Raw genomic sequence first — 14,271 nt, forward strand, 5'->3', positions numbered from 1 at the left:
GAGATAGTAATATCGGTGATTTCTGTTTATATAAAATCATTTGGATATCGTTTCCTTTCTCCAGCGTTGTTTGTCTTCCCTGAACCAATCCGTTACCATGGAGAAGACAAAGGAGGAGAGAAGATGGCAGAGAAGACGATGAAAGAAATGCAACAAGATGTGGATCGTTATATTTCCCAATTTAAAGAGGGTTATTTCCAACCGCTCTCCATGCTGGCACGAATGACAGAAGAAGTAGGCGAGCTCGCAAGGGAAGTGAATCATCACTTTGGAGAAAAACCCAAAAAAGAAACAGAAGCAGAAGGCAGTATGGAGATGGAGCTAGGTGATCTCCTATTTATTATCATTTGTTTTGCCAATTCCTTAGATATTGATTTGGAAACCGCATTTCGGGAGGTTATGAATAAGTATTATACCCGTGATGCGGACCGTTGGACCCGAATTGAAGAAGAAGCAAAAGAATTATAACAGTAAGGGAGGAAAGCGTCTCCGGTGCCTTTCAGCGTCGGAGCGTGTCACAGAATGAAGCCGATACATATCGTTGTTGCTGGAGCTACAGGTCGGATGGGGCAGGAAACCATTAAAATGATCCATCAAGAGGAGCATTTAAAGCTTACGGGTGCGGTAGCTCGTTCCCATAAAGGGGAGGATGTGGGACTTGCGATCGGATTGAATGAAATCGGTGTCCCTTTGACAAATTCACTGGAAGAAGCGTTGGATCTGGGACAACCTGATGTAATGATTGATCTTACCACACCTGAAGCAGTAAAAAAACACATGGAACTGGCCATCCAATCAGGCGTTCGGCCGGTGGTTGGGACTTCCGGTCTGAGCGAAGAATCAATCCAAGAATTGGACCATCAATGCCAGGAACGGGAGCTCGGTGGAATTATCGCTCCCAATTTTGCCATAGGTGCTGTATTGATGATGGTTTTTGCTTCAAAAGCAGCTCAGTATCTACCAGATGTAGAGATCATTGAAATGCATCACGATCAAAAGTTGGATGCGCCTTCCGGAACGGCAATGAAAACAGCAGAACTGATCTCCCAAAAAAGAGATGAACGGAAGCAAGGACATATCGATGAAAAAGAAGTATTGGAAGGGGCACGCGGCGGATACCGGGATGGATTTCGCATTCACAGTGTTCGTTTGCCCGGTTTGGTGGCACACCAAGAAGTGCTTTTTGGAGGGGCAGGGCAATTGTTGACGCTTCGTCATGACTCCATGAATCGCCAATCGTTTATGCCAGGTGTGAAACTGGCCGTAGAAAAGGTCATGGAGTTAAAGCGCCTGGTCTATGGTCTGGAAAATGTTATGGATCTTTAAAGGGGGAGCTACTTGAGGTGATGGACAAATGAAAGGGAGGCGATTTCCGTTAAAGATGCCTCTGCTCTCCAACCAGCGGATGGTTGGGTGCAGGGTTTCCACCGGAAATCGTCTCTCTTTTTTAACGGTGTTTTCTCCGCAAGGGTGATTTTGGATCATTATAGTTTCAAACAGGTTTGCAAAACAAACTCAAAAAGAAAGGTTCGAAATCCCAAGGGATCACGAATTATTATTATCATTTGAGATCTCGATTTGCAGGGTGAAACGTTCTATCTTTCTTGATTCTGTGTTTTGGAATAGAATATAATGAAATCAATTCAATTTGATATTATGCCTTGAGTTCTATTTTTCCGCGCGGTAGGGTGAAGTTGCCGGGTGGTTTTTTCAAACATCTGATCTGGGAGGAGCAGGGATGAATATCGCACTGATTGCCCATGACAATTTGAAAAAAGATATGGTTCAGTTTGCGATCGCCTATCAACCGCTGTTACGTAAGCATACGTTATATGCTACAGGGACAACCGGCAAGAAAATTGTGGAAGCAACTGGGTTGACGGTTCATCGTTTTCTGTCAGGACCTATGGGAGGGGATCAGCAAATTGGGGCTTTATTGGCGGAGAACCGGATGGATTGCATTATATTTTTACGTGACCCATTGCAAGCACAGCCCCATGAGCCGGATATACTGGCATTGTTACGTTTGGCAGATGTACATCATGTTCCAGTTGCCACCAATATTGCGGCGGCAGAAATCTTTATTCGATCGTTTGAACAAGGGAACTTTCAATGGCGTCAATTGATCCATTCACGAAAGGAAGAATGATGATGGATAATGCGTACCCTCAAGTAGATCTATTGGCTTTTGGTGCTCACCCTGACGATGTTGAAATCGGGGCGGGAGGGATTGTGGCACTCCATACCACAAAAGGATTTTCAGTTGCCATTTGTGATCTGACGGATGGAGAGCTTTCGTCCAATGGAGATGTGAATACCCGGCGAAAGGAAGCGGATCATGCGGGAGAAATATTGGGCCTTTCTCAGCGGTATCGCTTAGGTTTTCCGGATCGCGGGTTAGATGGATCGGATCAGCAAATTCATGCGATGGTTGCATTGATCCGTAAACTTCAACCGCGTGTTGTTCTGGCTCCACATTGGGAAGACCGCCATCCCGATCATATTGCTTGCAGCCAAATGGTCAGGGAGGCGGTTTTTGATGCTGCGATCCGTAAAAAAGCCACTCAAAATGGTGAGGCCCCCCACCGAGTCCAACATCTTTACTTTTATTTTATCAATCATACAGGAAAAGCTGATATGATTGTTGATGTCAGCAGTGTGTATTCCAGAAAAAAGGATGCCATATTGGCATTTGAAAGTCAGTTTGTTCCTGGCGACGGTCGAGTAAATACCCCTTTAAACAATCCAACATATTTGTCAATGGTGGATGGGCGTGACAGAAATTGGGGATATCAGATCGGTGTAACTCATGGAGAGGGATTGGTATCGATTCAACCTATCTCGATGAAATCGCTGATCGAGTGAATGCTAAGGAGGAGTTTTGATGCGCATTGGAATCACCTGTTATCCCAGTCATGGAGGGTCTGGAGTTGTGGCCACAGAGTTGGGAAAACTGATGTCTGAACGAGGTCACCAAGTCCACTTTATCTCCTATGATATACCTTTTCGACTGGGAAGCTTTCATCACAATATTCACTATCATGAGGTGGAAGCCAATCGATATGCGGTGCTTCGAGTCCCCCCCTACGACCTCGCTCTGGCCAACCGGATGGCACAGGTGGCAAAGATGCATCATCTGGATCTGATCCATGTTCATTACGCTGTACCCCATGCACTGTGTGCCTATCTTGCCAAGCAGATGGTTGGGAAATCGTTAAAGGTGGTTACTACATTGCACGGAACCGATATTACGGTTCTGGGGGAAGATCCTTCATTGAAAGATATCATCTGTTTTGGAATTAACCATAGTGATGCCGTGACTGCTGTTTCAGAAAGCCTTGTCCGGCAAACCAAGGAATTGTTTTGTGTGGATCAAGGATTGGACAAGATTTATAACTTTGTAGACCAACGGGTTTACAAACCAAAAGACGTTTCAGATATACGCTGCGAATACGCAACGAATGAAGAGAAATTACTTTTACATATTTCCAACTTTCGAGCTGTAAAACGACCATTGGATGTCATTCGTATCTTTGAACAAGTACAAAAACATGTACCCTCCCGCCTTATTTTGGTAGGTGAAGGCCCTGAGTGGCCACGAGCTGTTCAGCTGGCCAAGGATCTGGGTCTGGAGTCCAAGATTTCATTTCTGGGAAAACAGGATGAGGTTGCTCGGTTAATTTCTTTAGCTGATCTTTTGTTATTGCCCTCATCCAAAGAGAGCTTTGGTTTGGTAGCACTAGAAGCTATGGCTTGTGGTGTGCCGACTGTTGGTTCCCGTGCGGGCGGATTGCCCGAAGTGGTAATCGACGGCGAAACTGGTTTCTTGTCGGAAGTCGGAGATGTGAGTCATATGGCAAAGAACGCAATCCGGTTGCTTACAGATTCAGAGTTATACCACCGATGTTCGGAAAATGGATTGATACGGGCAAAAGAGGTATTCTGTGCTGAGAAAATTGCTGACCAGTATGAAGCGCTTTATCAACGGGTGATTGAAACATGAATGAAGCATATCATGCTTCTCTTAAAGTGATTACCACTCTGGAATCCCATGGCTATCAAGCGTATTGGGTGGGTGGCTGTGTTCGGGATCGTCTTCTTGGCAAGGAGCCGGTGGACTACGATGTGACCACTGATGCTCATCCGGAAACCGTTCAGCGGTTGTTTTCAAAGACTGTACCTACGGGTTTACAACATGGAACGGTAGCGGTGATCCAGGATGGACAGATGACGGAGGTGACCACTTTTCGTCAAGAGACCGGTTTCACAGATCATCGGAGACCCCGTCAAGTAACCTTTGTAAAGGATCTTTCCGCAGACCTGTCCCGTCGTGACTTCACCATTAATGCCATGGCACAAGATCGATATGGAAATCTGTACGATCCTTTCAAAGGTGCAGAAGATCTAAAACGAAAAGTGATACGGGCTGTTGGGAAAGCAGACATGCGCTTTCAGGAAGACGCCTTGCGAATGGTACGAGCCCTACGGTTTATGGCACAGTTGTCCTTTCAGTTGGATGCGGAGACAGAAGAAGCACTGCTTCGTCAAAAGAAACTGATGCGTTATTTGGCAGTGGAGAGGGTTACAATGGAGTTTCATAAACTATGGAAAACAAGACAGCCATCCCAAGCCCTTGAATTGCTGTGGAGGAAGGATCTGTTTTCTGATCTTCCTCCGTTTCATCGTTGGAACCCGTCCACTCTCGATCCCTCTTCTTTCACACGATTGGATGATATCAAAGACCCGCAAATCTGTTGGGCGCTTTTGCTCTACCTTTATGGTGCGCGGGGACCAGATATCACGGATCGATTGCACAGTTTGCGTTTGTCTTCCAAAGAGGTTGCGTTCATCCGCAAAATCTATCAACTGGCTTTGGGTTGGCATCTTACTGAAAGTGATGAAAAGGATGGGAAAAGGCTACTTTTATCCGAAGGTCTAGATGTCTTAAGTAAATCATTGATTACAGCCTCCCGAATGTACGGTTGGGAGAAAGGAAACGTTCAAACCCTTCAACAAGCGCTAAAACGCTGGTACAGAGAAATGCCGGTTCATGGGCCGGAAGATCTGCAATTAAATGGCCAAATCCTGTTAGAATCTGTTGGTCGGAAGCCCGGACCGTGGATCGGCCAAGTGATTCAAGTGTTATTGGAAAAAGTGGCTCTCGGTGAGATTTCCAATCAAAGAGAATTGTTGATTCAGGAGGGATGTCGACTTGTCCAAGATTCGTGAACACTTATTATCACTGTTGCTGGAACATGAAAGTGAATTTCTTTCCGGAGAAGAGATCAGTGAGCGTTTGCATTGCAGTCGTACCGCGATCTGGAAACATATTGAAGAACTTCGGAAAGAAGGATATCAAATTGAAGCCCGACCCAAAAAGGGATATCAACTCCTTTACCGACCGGATCGGGTATCTCCTGAAGAACTCAAGTTTCATCTGAAGACACAACGGTTTGGGCAATGGATTCGGTATCGGGAAAGCCTTCCGTCCACTCAAGTTTTGGCCCATGAGTGGGCCAAAGAGGGAGCGAAGGAAGGGTCGTTGGTGGTAACAGAAGAACAGACCCAGGGACGAGGACGCATGGGCCGTTTTTGGCATTCACCACCAGGAACCGGCATCTGGATGAGCCTGATCCTTAGACCGGAAATTACATTGGCTCAAGCTTCCCAGTTGACTTTGGTGGGTTCTGTAGCTTTGACTCGGTCATTGCGCAGGGAAACAGGATTGGATATACGGATTAAATGGCCCAATGACCTTTTAATTGAAGGGAAAAAAATCTCAGGGATTTTGACCGAAACCCGCGGAGAACAAGATGGCGTTCAATATGTCATTTTAGGTATGGGGATTAATGCCAACCAAACAGAAAGCGATTGGCCTGAAGAGCTAAGAGAGATCGCCACCTCCCTGGCCATTGAAGGGAAAAAGCAATATCGTCGAAGGGTGTTAATTCCGGCGATATTAAAAGAGATGGAAGATCTATATGATGCTTTTTTGGATAATGGGTTTGAACCCATTCGGATTTTGTGGGAGGAATACGCTGCGATACTGGGAAAACAGGTGCGCACCACCACCCACCGGGGAGTTATTGAGGGAGTAGCTATGGGGCTGGATTCAACGGGCGCTCTCCTGATTCGTCAAGGAGAAAAGGTAACACCGGTGTTTTCCTCCGACATCGAATATTAATTTTTATTGTCAACGAGCGAAAGATGGTTTAATCTGAATAAGAAGCAACAGGCGGCATCCAATTGGAGTCGCACTTATCACTTTGCTTTCTGCAAAACTGAATTACATCTTGTTTTCTGCTCTGAGCCCTCGGGACGGAGACAGAGGTATCGTCGAAAACAGACGTCTTCTTGTCCATTGATGGCTAGGAAGGCGTTTTTGTATTGTATTACCTCTGACTCCGGAGCATCACAAGGAGGTTGGTGTCATGAGTACACATGCAAAGAAAGTGACGCTTCGGACCCTTCATCAAATGAAGAATCAGGGAACCAAAATTGCTATGGTTACCGCATATGACTACCCTTCGGCCAAGATGGCGGAAGCCGGAGGAGCGGATCTTCTGCTCGTTGGAGATTCTTTGGGGATGGTTGTACTTGGTTACGAATCTACCGTCCCTGTTACGCTTGAAGATATGCTTCACCATACCAAAGCAGTGGTACGCGGAGCACACCACTCACTGGTCGTATCCGATCTTCCGTTTTTAACGGCTCACCTTGGTCGGGAAGATGTTTTAAAAGCTGCCGGTCGCTTGATGCAAGAAGGAGGCGCCCAAGCTGTTAAAGTGGAAGGATGCAACAATGCAGTACTGGACGGAATTCGTGCCTGTGTGGATGCTGGGATTCCTGTCATGGGCCATATCGGGTTAACCCCCCAATCCGTTCATCAATTGGGCGGGTATCGCATCCAGGGAAGAGACCTGGAATCCGCCAAACAGTTAATGGATGATGCCAAACGACTGGAAGAGGCTGGAGTTTTTTCGATTGTGCTGGAATGCGTTCCGGAAGAAGTGACAGCCAGAATTACGGAAGCGCTCAACGTTCCCACAATCGGAATTGGAGCGGGTCGTTTTTGTGATGGTCAAGTTCTTGTATACCATGATCTCTTACAATATGGCAGTGAAATGAGCCCTTCATTTGTCAAGACGTACGCCAAAACCGGTGAAGAGGTGATTCGTGGGATTGCGACGTATGTAAGAGAGGTTCGGGAAGGAGCTTTTCCGGACAAAAAACATACGTTTCAGCTTCATCCTTCCGTAATGGATACCCTATATGGAGGACGTTCTTCATGAAAACCATTCAAACCATCCGAGAACTTCAGGGAATCCTTGCAGAAGAACAGGGGAAAATCGTAGGGTTGGTTCCAACGATGGGATATTTGCACCAGGGGCATATCAGCCTGATTGAGCGAGCCGTACAGGAATGTGACCGGGTTGTGGTGAGTATCTTTGTCAACCCTCTCCAATTTGCTCCAAATGAAGATTTAAAGCGGTATCCACGGGATTTAAAGCGAGATCTCCGCTTGGCAAAAGAAGCGGGAGCGGACCTTGTATTTTGCCCTGAAATCAATGAAATGTATCCCGCCAAACCGCGAACAACCGTTTCTGTAACAGAGTTAACCCATCGATTGTGTGGAGCTTCCCGCCCCGGCCATTTTGACGGAGTGGCAACCGTCGTTTCCAAATTGTTTCACATCGTTATGCCAAACCGGGCGTATTTTGGACTGAAAGATGCGCAACAGGTTGCCGTCATCCAGCAAATGGTGAATGATCTTAACTTTCCGGTCGAAATCGTTCCATGTCCGATCGTACGGGAAGAGGACGGATTGGCGATGAGTTCCCGCAACATATATCTGTCACCGGAGGAGCGAAAAAAGGCAGTCATTCTTTATCAAACGCTTTGCGAGGCGACAAAACAAAAGGAAAGTGGACAGTTGATCCATGCTTCTCAGGCCGCTGACTTTATAAGGAAGAAATTGGAAGTGATTTCTGGCCTCTCTGTAGACTATGTGGAAGTGTTAAGCTATCCTGGTCTGGCCCCCGTTCAAGAACTTGGACAGCAGACCAGCATTGCAGCGGTGGCTGTCTGGCTGGGAAACACTCGTTTGATTGATAATGTGATTTGGTCATCAGAGGAGAGATGAATATGTATCGCATGATGATGAAATCTAAAATTCACCGTGCTACGGTAACGGAAGCAAACCTGAATTATGTGGGGAGCATTACCATTGATCAGGAATTAATGGATACCCTAGATATTCTGCCCAATGAAAAGGTGCAGATTGTGAACAACAACAATGGAGCACGTTTGGAAACGTATGTCATCCCCGGCCCCCGGAAAAGTGGAACCATTTGCTTAAACGGAGCAGCTGCCCGTTTGGTTCAACCCGGAGATACGGTCATCATCATCTCCTATACCATGATGCCGGAAAACGACGCCCGGCATCATGAACCGAAGATCGCAATCATGGGAGAGGGAAACCAGATTACACAGATCATCGAAAAGGAAATCCAGGGAACCACCTTATAATCGAAAAATAGGGGTAGAGGGAGCGAACGCCGATCAAGGAAAAAGAAATCAATTGAATAAGAGTTCAATCTAAAGCCAACCTTCACGGGTTGGCTTTAGATTGAGTACGACGCCGGCAATTATAAAAAGTGTAAAACGGATGTACGATAAGAAACTGCCTCCATATTGTTGTCGAGAGTCTAATGATGTTTCTCATGTATTTCAAACTCATTAATTTTTTCACCACTATGGACTCCCCCTTTGACTATTTCCAATTAAAAAAACAATTGGACCAAAATCATGTAGACCATTGTTCCTCCTGCTATAGAGATCAGCATATTTTTCCTCCAAAAATGAAGCAGAGAAACTGCCGCTATTGCAATAAACTCAGGGACCCCGTGGCTGCCAGATAATAAGCTTACATCCTTTAAAGAGTAAATCACCAAAAGTCCTAACACTGCTGAGGGCAACACTTTGCCCAGATACTGAACATACTTCGGTGTGGGTTTACCGGGTGGGAAAATAACAAATGGAAGAAACCTTGTAAGCATAGTGCCTAATACAACCATAGCAATCGTGACAATTTGCTGCGTTAAACTCATAGTCATACAGTAGCCTCAGCTTTCTCCAATGGTTTTCTAAGAACCGTAAGCATCCCCAGAATCACCAGCATAGCGGGAATAATGAAGTTGTTTCCGCCAAAAATAATAAGACAGACAGTTGACAGTCCAAGCCCTACGAGAGCACTATGGTGCCTTTTCTCTTTCATCCACTGTTCAATGAAGATTACAACAAAGAGAGCCGTCATAACAAAATCAAGCCCTTCTGTGTTGAACTGCACTAGAGATCCAAAAATGCCACCAATCGTCGCTCCTATGACCCAATAGGAATGATTAAGCAATGTCACGAAGAACATAAACCAGCCCTTGTCCACATTCATTGGAACATCAACGGTACAATTGATAGAAAAAGACTCATCGCATAACCCATAAATCATATAAAACTTTTTCTTGCCGGTTCCCCTATACTTGTCCAGCATGGAAATGCCATAAAACAAATGTCGAGCATTCACCATTAACGTTAGAAAAAGGGCGTTAATCGGATGAAAGGCAGCAAGCAATAAATGGGCTGCAACAAACTCCATGGATCCCGCAAATATCGTTAGACTCAACAGGATTGGATAAATTGCACTGAAACCTAATGAATTCATATAGATTCCATAAGCGATTCCCAAAAATACAAAGCCTGCAAATATGGGGGTTGTATACGGAAAAGCCGAACGAAATGCCATCCATATTTGATTTCTTTTTTTCATATGATTCACATCCTTTATGGCCAGCTGTTTTTCATACAATTTTAACACGAAAAATCCATACAAAAATGCGATTATTGTAGGATAACAATTTTTCCTAACAGAAATAATCCCCTATTTTAATTATAAGTAGGAGGTTTTTGTCCAAAAAGATGACGAATCCCGTTTTAAGGGAACTGCCCTTTTTTACTTGAGGGATTATGTATCTGGCGATTGCTTCTTTCCAAACTGACTCCTACCATTTTCATAACATGTTCCACCGCTTGCGACCACAAGGTTACTTGAAAAAATAATAAAGTCAGTCATTTGCGGATTTTGCAAAGAGACCGTTATTTTCCATTCTTCATTTCATACTAAGTTGTGTTCATGTTTAGATGGCTGCATGGATTTTTCCACTTAGGAGATACTGTGGAATACTTCGTGATTGCAGGGAGGGGAATGTATGTTCCGTAAATGGCTGCAACAAACAAAAAAACAGTTAACCGATATTGAAAGGCAATATGAAACAGCGGGAGACCAAGAGCGCATCCAACTTCGGAATACATTCCGAAAACTGCGTCGGGATCTGAATGAGCTGTTAGATGGTTGGATTGATTTGGAAGAACAGATGACCTCCCTCCTGAATCACTGTCCTGACCTAGGAGAATCTGAAGAAGAATTAAGCGAAGAATTTTTTCTGGACAGCCAAGCCGTTCGGGCTTTTCGGGAAGGACAAGGTTTTTATCAGTTAAAAATGTTCGCAGAAGCTCGTCCTTATTTTCAAATTGTCGTTCAAAATGAGCCGGAATTTCTTCTGGGACGTTTGTATCTGGCTTTGAGTGATTTTCAGGAAGGGAAACTGATGGAAGCTCACCGAGAGTTTCAAATGGTGGCTGAAACCTCTGACATCCCCCGGTTTAGTGCTTTTGCCTACCATATGCTGGGTTGCATACATGTTCGAAAAGGACAGGATTCCCAGGCAATTCGGCAGTTTGAGAAGTCCCTATCCATTGAACCGGACAGAGAGGATACCTTGTTTAATATGGCCACCTGTCACTTTCGTCTCAGAAATTATCATGAATCGATCCCTTTATTTATGCGCGTTCTTGATCAGAATCCAGAAGACTGGGAAAGTATGTACTATCTGTCCTGTTGTTACGAAAAGTTAGGTCAATGGGAATACGTCACCTATTGGCGAATGGCTTCTTTTCGTAAAGCCAAACATCCCTCAGTCATGGAGTCCATCGCCCATCATTTTGAAGAAAGAGGGGAAAATGAGCAGGCTGTCTATTGGTATCAGAAAGTCCTCAAGGCCTCTCCGGAAAGGACTGATGCCTATCATGGACTTAGTTGGAATTTATGGTTGTCGGGACAGCCGAGGGAAGCGATCGCGTCTCTTCAAAAAGGATTGACACTGGCTCCCGATAACCAGGAACTTCTGTTTACTTATGTGTGGTATTGTTTGCAAGAGGGCGATTTGGAACAAGTTCAAAAGTCTCTGGCCCGCATTCCAGAGACGTTGGTTGAACACCCGATATGGTTGGTTTTACAGTCCCGAATTTCTGCTTACTGCGGGGATCTTCAACATGCAGAAACCATGGCCCGTCGAGTCATTCATCAAACCGACCCGTTGGCTCAATCTTTGGGATATTATCAGCTTGGTCGCGTGTTATTGGAACAACATCAAACGCAACAAGCCGTAAAAGCTTTTCAAAAAGCGCAGGAACAGAATCCGCACTGGGCAGATCCAGTGTTTTATGAAGGATTATGTTATGTATTGACCGGCCAAACCAATCAAACCCGACAGTGTTGGGAAACCATTTTAAAATAGGAGGGTGAAATATGCATACCCTTTGGAAGGGATCAATCAGTTTCGGACTGGTTCATATTCCTGTCAAAATGTTTACAGCCACACAGCCGAAAAATGTATCCTTTCGAAGTCTCCATAAAAAATGTAAAACCCCTATTCGATACAATCGATACTGTTCCACCTGTGACACAAATATTCCGTTCGATGAAGTGGTAAAGGGCTATGAATATGGGGACAATCAATTTGTTCTGGTGGAAAAAGAGGAATTGGAAGCGATTGAGACGGAGAACCGAAAGGCGATTGAAATTTTAGATTTTGTTCAACTGGAGGAGATTGATCCGGTTTATTTTGATAAAACATACTATCTGGGTCCGGGAGAACATGGTGAAAAGGCATACTCACTGCTGAGAGAAGCGATGAATGAAACAGGGAAAATCGGAGTGGCCAAAATAACCCTTCGCTCCAAGCAATCCTTGGCTGTGGTGCGCGTATACCAACAGTGTCTGATATTGGAAACCATTTTTTATCCGGATGAGGTTCGCAATACAGAACACGTTCCGGAAGTGCCATCCAATCTGGAATTGCCGGAAAAAGAGATGGAAATGGCCAAGCAACTAATTGAAAATCTGGCTACAGAATTTGAACCGGACAAATATGAAGATACCTACCGTCAAGCCGTCGAAGAAATGATTGAGAAAAAGATCAAGGGAGAAGAGATCGTCGAAGCCCCCGAAAAAAAGCCGGAGCGAGTTGTCGATCTGATGGAAGCTCTCAAAGCCAGCTTGGAGGATACGAAGGGAAAGAAACCCCGAAAAAAGAAAAAAGCCGTTCGATAACAGCAGATGGATCAGGAGTCAGGCTGATCTCCTTTCCAATACCGGATATATGTGTCTTCTCCGGTCGGGCGTGTTTTTATTTCATGCCCCTGCTTATCCCGAATGACTTCCACCTTTTGGTAATGTTCCACTTCCCAATTTCCGACACGTCGGCTACCCCTGAATTCTGTACGGGTATCAATCCGTTGGTTGGGAGAGGCGGAAGTGGGAGATGTGGTAACGGGAGCTGTTTCTTTCAGGGCAATCTGGTGTTGAGCGATAATAAGACCGATCATCATCATATTAAAAGCGATGACGGTTACCAGGAGAGTGGATGTCCAGTTCTTTTTAATGGAAACATTCATCTGTGTCGCCTCCTTTGTGGTACATGTTTATGGTAAAAACCAAAGAACCATACCTGAAAAGGAGGAAAGTCCGAGAATAACTGGAATAAGAAAGTAACAAAGGAGGTTTTTAACATGAAATTTTCCGATTTATTTGAACAATACAAAAAAGATCATCAACATCCGCTTAATCAATTGACTCACGCCATCGGTATTCCCATGATTGTGGTATCACTTCCTTTGTTTTTCTTTAACTGGGCTCCAGCCCTTATTCTATTTATACTGGGTTGGGTTCTGCAGTTGATCGGGCACATGTTTGAAGGGAAAAAGCCGTCTTTTTTCAGAAATCCGATCTTCCTCATTGTCGGTCCCTGGTGGTGGTTAAGAAAAAGGTTGGGAAAGTCTGAGGATCATAGGGAAGATCACCACGAAGATACAAACCATTAACACAGCTTTCTGACCCCGATCGGGGTTTTTTTCATGTTGACAATCCGATGTGCTCATACTAAAGCATATCTGTACATTCCCTGAATCAAGAAACAACATACAAGGAGGGTGAAGGGTGGTGATGGCTCCCGTTCCCCTTATGGAACCTGTATCCCGAGAGCAAATCTTTCAGTCAGATGATTGGCTTTACCAGGTGAAATGGGATGGCATTCGTATGCAAGCATACTTAAACCAAGGGAAGGTGGAACTGTTTAATCGCAAGCTTCGTCGCCGAACGGATCAATATCCGGAAATTGTACAATCACTTATGGATTTCCCGATGAATTCTGGAATAGTGGATGGGGAAGTGATAGCCATGGAAGATCGCCGACCTAACTTTTACAAGGTTTTGAAACGTGAATTGTATGGGAAAGGAAAGGGGTTATCTTCCATGATGTACGATATCCCAGTTTATTATGTCGTTTTTGATCTTCTTTCCATTGATGGAACATCCTTGTTGAATACGCCTTTAGAGGAGCGATTGGAAAAACTTAAGAACGTTTTTTCCGGTAAAGAGTTCAATACCGTTCAAATGTGTGAGAGTTTCCCAGATGGGAAGGAATTATGGAAAGCTACTGAAGAGAAGGGTTGGGAAGGAATTGTTATGAAAGAACGTCATGGGCGGTATCATCCCGGAAAAAAGCATCCTACTTGGCTAAAAATCAAGCACTTCAAAACCTTGACGGCGACAGCTGTGGGTGCATTGCGACGGGGAGAAGTGGTTCAGTCATTGCTGCTTGGGATCAGGGAAAAAAATCATTGGAGGTATATCGGTCGAGCAGGGTCCGGGCTGAATGAAGAGGAACGGATGCTACTGACTCAGTTTGTTCCTCTGTTGTGTCAAAAAGATCCTTCGGTGATCAATCCTCCTAGGAACGACAGGGTTACTTGGCTACGCCCGACTCTCCCAGTAGACATTCGGTATTTGGAATGGACACCGGAAGGAACTCTTCGCTCTCCAACGATTATGGGGTTTCGAATGCCGCCCAAACGATAAGAAACCCGGTTTATGCCGGG

17 protein-coding genes are annotated in these 14,271 nt (G+C 44.9%); 14 read left to right on the top strand and 3 right to left on the bottom strand.

What is annotated here, in order from left to right; translation table 11 throughout:
* The first annotated feature begins 123 nt into the window (after nucleotides 1-123).
* The 10 genes from FN782_RS02905 (at nucleotide 124) to panD (ending at nucleotide 8,529) form a co-directional block, all read left to right on the top strand.
* On the top strand, nucleotides 124-468 hold the full coding sequence (locus tag FN782_RS02905) for a nucleotide pyrophosphohydrolase (protein WP_142504249.1): 345 nt from the start codon (nucleotides 124-126) through the stop codon (nucleotides 466-468).
* Between the two features lie 54 nt (nucleotides 469-522).
* Nucleotides 523-1,326 (top strand): 4-hydroxy-tetrahydrodipicolinate reductase, encoded by an 804-nt coding sequence (gene dapB / locus FN782_RS02910; protein WP_142504321.1) that lies wholly within the window; start codon nucleotides 523-525, stop codon nucleotides 1,324-1,326.
* 412 nt (nucleotides 1,327-1,738) lie between these two features.
* Nucleotides 1,739-2,149 (top strand): methylglyoxal synthase, encoded by a 411-nt coding sequence (gene mgsA, locus FN782_RS02915; RefSeq protein ID WP_142504250.1) that lies wholly within the window; start codon nucleotides 1,739-1,741, stop codon nucleotides 2,147-2,149.
* 2 nt (nucleotides 2,150-2,151) lie between these two features.
* Nucleotides 2,152-2,865, top strand: coding sequence for a bacillithiol biosynthesis deacetylase BshB1 (bshB1, locus tag FN782_RS02920; RefSeq protein WP_246064816.1), 714 nt, complete (start codon nucleotides 2,152-2,154; stop codon nucleotides 2,863-2,865).
* A gap of 19 nt (nucleotides 2,866-2,884) precedes the next feature.
* Nucleotides 2,885-4,003, top strand: coding sequence for an N-acetyl-alpha-D-glucosaminyl L-malate synthase BshA (gene bshA / locus FN782_RS02925; protein WP_142504252.1), 1,119 nt, complete (start codon nucleotides 2,885-2,887; stop codon nucleotides 4,001-4,003).
* Nucleotides 4,000-5,229, top strand: a complete 1,230-nt coding sequence (locus FN782_RS02930) for a CCA tRNA nucleotidyltransferase (RefSeq protein WP_142504253.1) — start codon at nucleotides 4,000-4,002, stop codon at nucleotides 5,227-5,229. The genes bshA and FN782_RS02930 overlap by 4 nt, the downstream gene beginning before the upstream one ends.
* The gene (locus tag FN782_RS02935; RefSeq protein ID WP_142504254.1) at nucleotides 5,213-6,184 is read left to right on the top strand and encodes a biotin--[acetyl-CoA-carboxylase] ligase; all 972 of its coding nucleotides are present in this window, start codon (nucleotides 5,213-5,215) and stop codon (nucleotides 6,182-6,184) included. Before FN782_RS02930 ends, FN782_RS02935 begins: the two co-directional genes overlap by 17 nt.
* A 247-nt stretch (nucleotides 6,185-6,431) precedes the next feature.
* Nucleotides 6,432-7,292: a 3-methyl-2-oxobutanoate hydroxymethyltransferase gene (panB, locus tag FN782_RS02940; RefSeq protein ID WP_142504255.1), complete on the top strand. Its 861-nt coding sequence runs from the start codon at nucleotides 6,432-6,434 to the stop codon at nucleotides 7,290-7,292.
* A complete protein-coding gene (gene panC, locus FN782_RS02945) occupies nucleotides 7,289-8,143 on the top strand; it encodes a pantoate--beta-alanine ligase (protein WP_142504256.1) in 855 nt (284 codons plus the stop codon). The genes panB and panC overlap by 4 nt, the downstream gene beginning before the upstream one ends.
* Before the next feature lie 2 nt (nucleotides 8,144-8,145).
* Nucleotides 8,146-8,529, top strand: a complete 384-nt coding sequence (gene panD / locus FN782_RS02950; protein ID WP_142504257.1) for an aspartate 1-decarboxylase — start codon at nucleotides 8,146-8,148, stop codon at nucleotides 8,527-8,529.
* A 254-nt stretch (nucleotides 8,530-8,783) separates the two neighbouring features.
* On the opposite strand, the gene FN782_RS02955 is transcribed toward panD, so the two are convergent.
* Together FN782_RS02955 and azlC are read right to left on the bottom strand one after the other, a co-directional pair.
* Complete coding sequence (locus tag FN782_RS02955; protein WP_142504258.1) at nucleotides 8,784-9,116, bottom strand: branched-chain amino acid transporter permease; 333 nt, start codon at nucleotides 9,114-9,116, stop codon at nucleotides 8,784-8,786.
* The gene (gene azlC / locus FN782_RS02960) at nucleotides 9,113-9,823 is read right to left on the bottom strand and encodes an azaleucine resistance protein AzlC (protein WP_142504322.1); all 711 of its coding nucleotides are present in this window, start codon (nucleotides 9,821-9,823) and stop codon (nucleotides 9,113-9,115) included. The genes FN782_RS02955 and azlC overlap by 4 nt, the downstream gene beginning before the upstream one ends.
* A gap of 439 nt (nucleotides 9,824-10,262) precedes the next feature.
* On the opposite strand from azlC, the gene FN782_RS02965 reads away from it, so the two are divergent.
* Nucleotides 10,263-11,630 carry a tetratricopeptide repeat protein gene (locus tag FN782_RS02965; RefSeq protein ID WP_142504259.1) on the top strand — a complete coding sequence of 456 codons (1,368 nt, stop codon included), beginning with the start codon at nucleotides 10,263-10,265 and terminating at the stop codon, nucleotides 11,628-11,630.
* Nucleotides 11,631-11,641: 11 nt separating this feature from the next.
* On the top strand, nucleotides 11,642-12,445 hold the full coding sequence (gene ku, locus FN782_RS02970; RefSeq protein WP_142504260.1) for a non-homologous end joining protein Ku: 804 nt from the start codon (nucleotides 11,642-11,644) through the stop codon (nucleotides 12,443-12,445).
* Between the two features lie 11 nt (nucleotides 12,446-12,456).
* Here ku and FN782_RS02975 read toward each other — a convergent pair whose 3' ends face one another.
* A complete protein-coding gene (locus FN782_RS02975; RefSeq protein ID WP_142504261.1) occupies nucleotides 12,457-12,789 on the bottom strand; it encodes a hypothetical protein in 333 nt (110 codons plus the stop codon).
* A 114-nt stretch (nucleotides 12,790-12,903) separates the two neighbouring features.
* Here FN782_RS02975 and FN782_RS02980 point away from each other — a divergent pair, with 114 nt between their 5' ends.
* Both FN782_RS02980 and FN782_RS02985 read left to right on the top strand, forming a co-directional pair.
* Nucleotides 12,904-13,215 (top strand): Mpo1-like protein, encoded by a 312-nt coding sequence (locus FN782_RS02980; protein ID WP_142504262.1) that lies wholly within the window; start codon nucleotides 12,904-12,906, stop codon nucleotides 13,213-13,215.
* 121 nt (nucleotides 13,216-13,336) lie between these two features.
* Entirely contained in the window at nucleotides 13,337-14,251 is a 915-nt protein-coding gene (locus FN782_RS02985; RefSeq protein WP_246064828.1) for an ATP-dependent DNA ligase, read from the top strand.
* The last annotated feature ends 20 nt before the right edge of the window (nucleotides 14,252-14,271 follow it).

It is taken from the genome of Melghirimyces algeriensis (assembly GCF_900182565.1).
Classification (GTDB): domain Bacteria; phylum Bacillota; class Bacilli; order Thermoactinomycetales; family DSM-45169; genus Melghirimyces; species Melghirimyces algeriensis.

What these genes read in the sequence shown, in the direction of transcription:
- FN782_RS02955 (WP_142504258.1), bottom strand. Translation starts at nt 9,116, where the DNA reads ATGACTATGAGTTTAACGCAGCAAATTGTCACGATTGCTATGGTTGTA.
- panB (WP_142504255.1), top strand. Translation starts at nt 6,432, where the DNA reads ATGAGTACACATGCAAAGAAAGTGACGCTTCGGACCCTTCATCAAATG.
- FN782_RS02905 (WP_142504249.1), top strand. Translation starts at nt 124, where the DNA reads ATGGCAGAGAAGACGATGAAAGAAATGCAACAAGATGTGGATCGTTAT.
- FN782_RS02980 (WP_142504262.1), top strand. Translation starts at nt 12,904, where the DNA reads ATGAAATTTTCCGATTTATTTGAACAATACAAAAAAGATCATCAACAT.
- mgsA (WP_142504250.1), top strand. Translation starts at nt 1,739, where the DNA reads ATGAATATCGCACTGATTGCCCATGACAATTTGAAAAAAGATATGGTT.
- bshB1 (WP_246064816.1), top strand. Translation starts at nt 2,152, where the DNA reads ATGGATAATGCGTACCCTCAAGTAGATCTATTGGCTTTTGGTGCTCAC.
- ku (WP_142504260.1), top strand. Translation starts at nt 11,642, where the DNA reads ATGCATACCCTTTGGAAGGGATCAATCAGTTTCGGACTGGTTCATATT.
- panC (WP_142504256.1), top strand. Translation starts at nt 7,289, where the DNA reads ATGAAAACCATTCAAACCATCCGAGAACTTCAGGGAATCCTTGCAGAA.
- azlC (WP_142504322.1), bottom strand. Translation starts at nt 9,823, where the DNA reads ATGAAAAAAAGAAATCAAATATGGATGGCATTTCGTTCGGCTTTTCCG.
- bshA (WP_142504252.1), top strand. Translation starts at nt 2,885, where the DNA reads ATGCGCATTGGAATCACCTGTTATCCCAGTCATGGAGGGTCTGGAGTT.
- panD (WP_142504257.1), top strand. Translation starts at nt 8,146, where the DNA reads ATGTATCGCATGATGATGAAATCTAAAATTCACCGTGCTACGGTAACG.
- FN782_RS02965 (WP_142504259.1), top strand. Translation starts at nt 10,263, where the DNA reads ATGTTCCGTAAATGGCTGCAACAAACAAAAAAACAGTTAACCGATATT.
- FN782_RS02975 (WP_142504261.1), bottom strand. Translation starts at nt 12,789, where the DNA reads ATGAATGTTTCCATTAAAAAGAACTGGACATCCACTCTCCTGGTAACC.
- dapB (WP_142504321.1), top strand. Translation starts at nt 523, where the DNA reads ATGAAGCCGATACATATCGTTGTTGCTGGAGCTACAGGTCGGATGGGG.
- FN782_RS02985 (WP_246064828.1), top strand. Translation starts at nt 13,337, where the DNA reads ATGGCTCCCGTTCCCCTTATGGAACCTGTATCCCGAGAGCAAATCTTT.
- FN782_RS02930 (WP_142504253.1), top strand. Translation starts at nt 4,000, where the DNA reads ATGAATGAAGCATATCATGCTTCTCTTAAAGTGATTACCACTCTGGAA.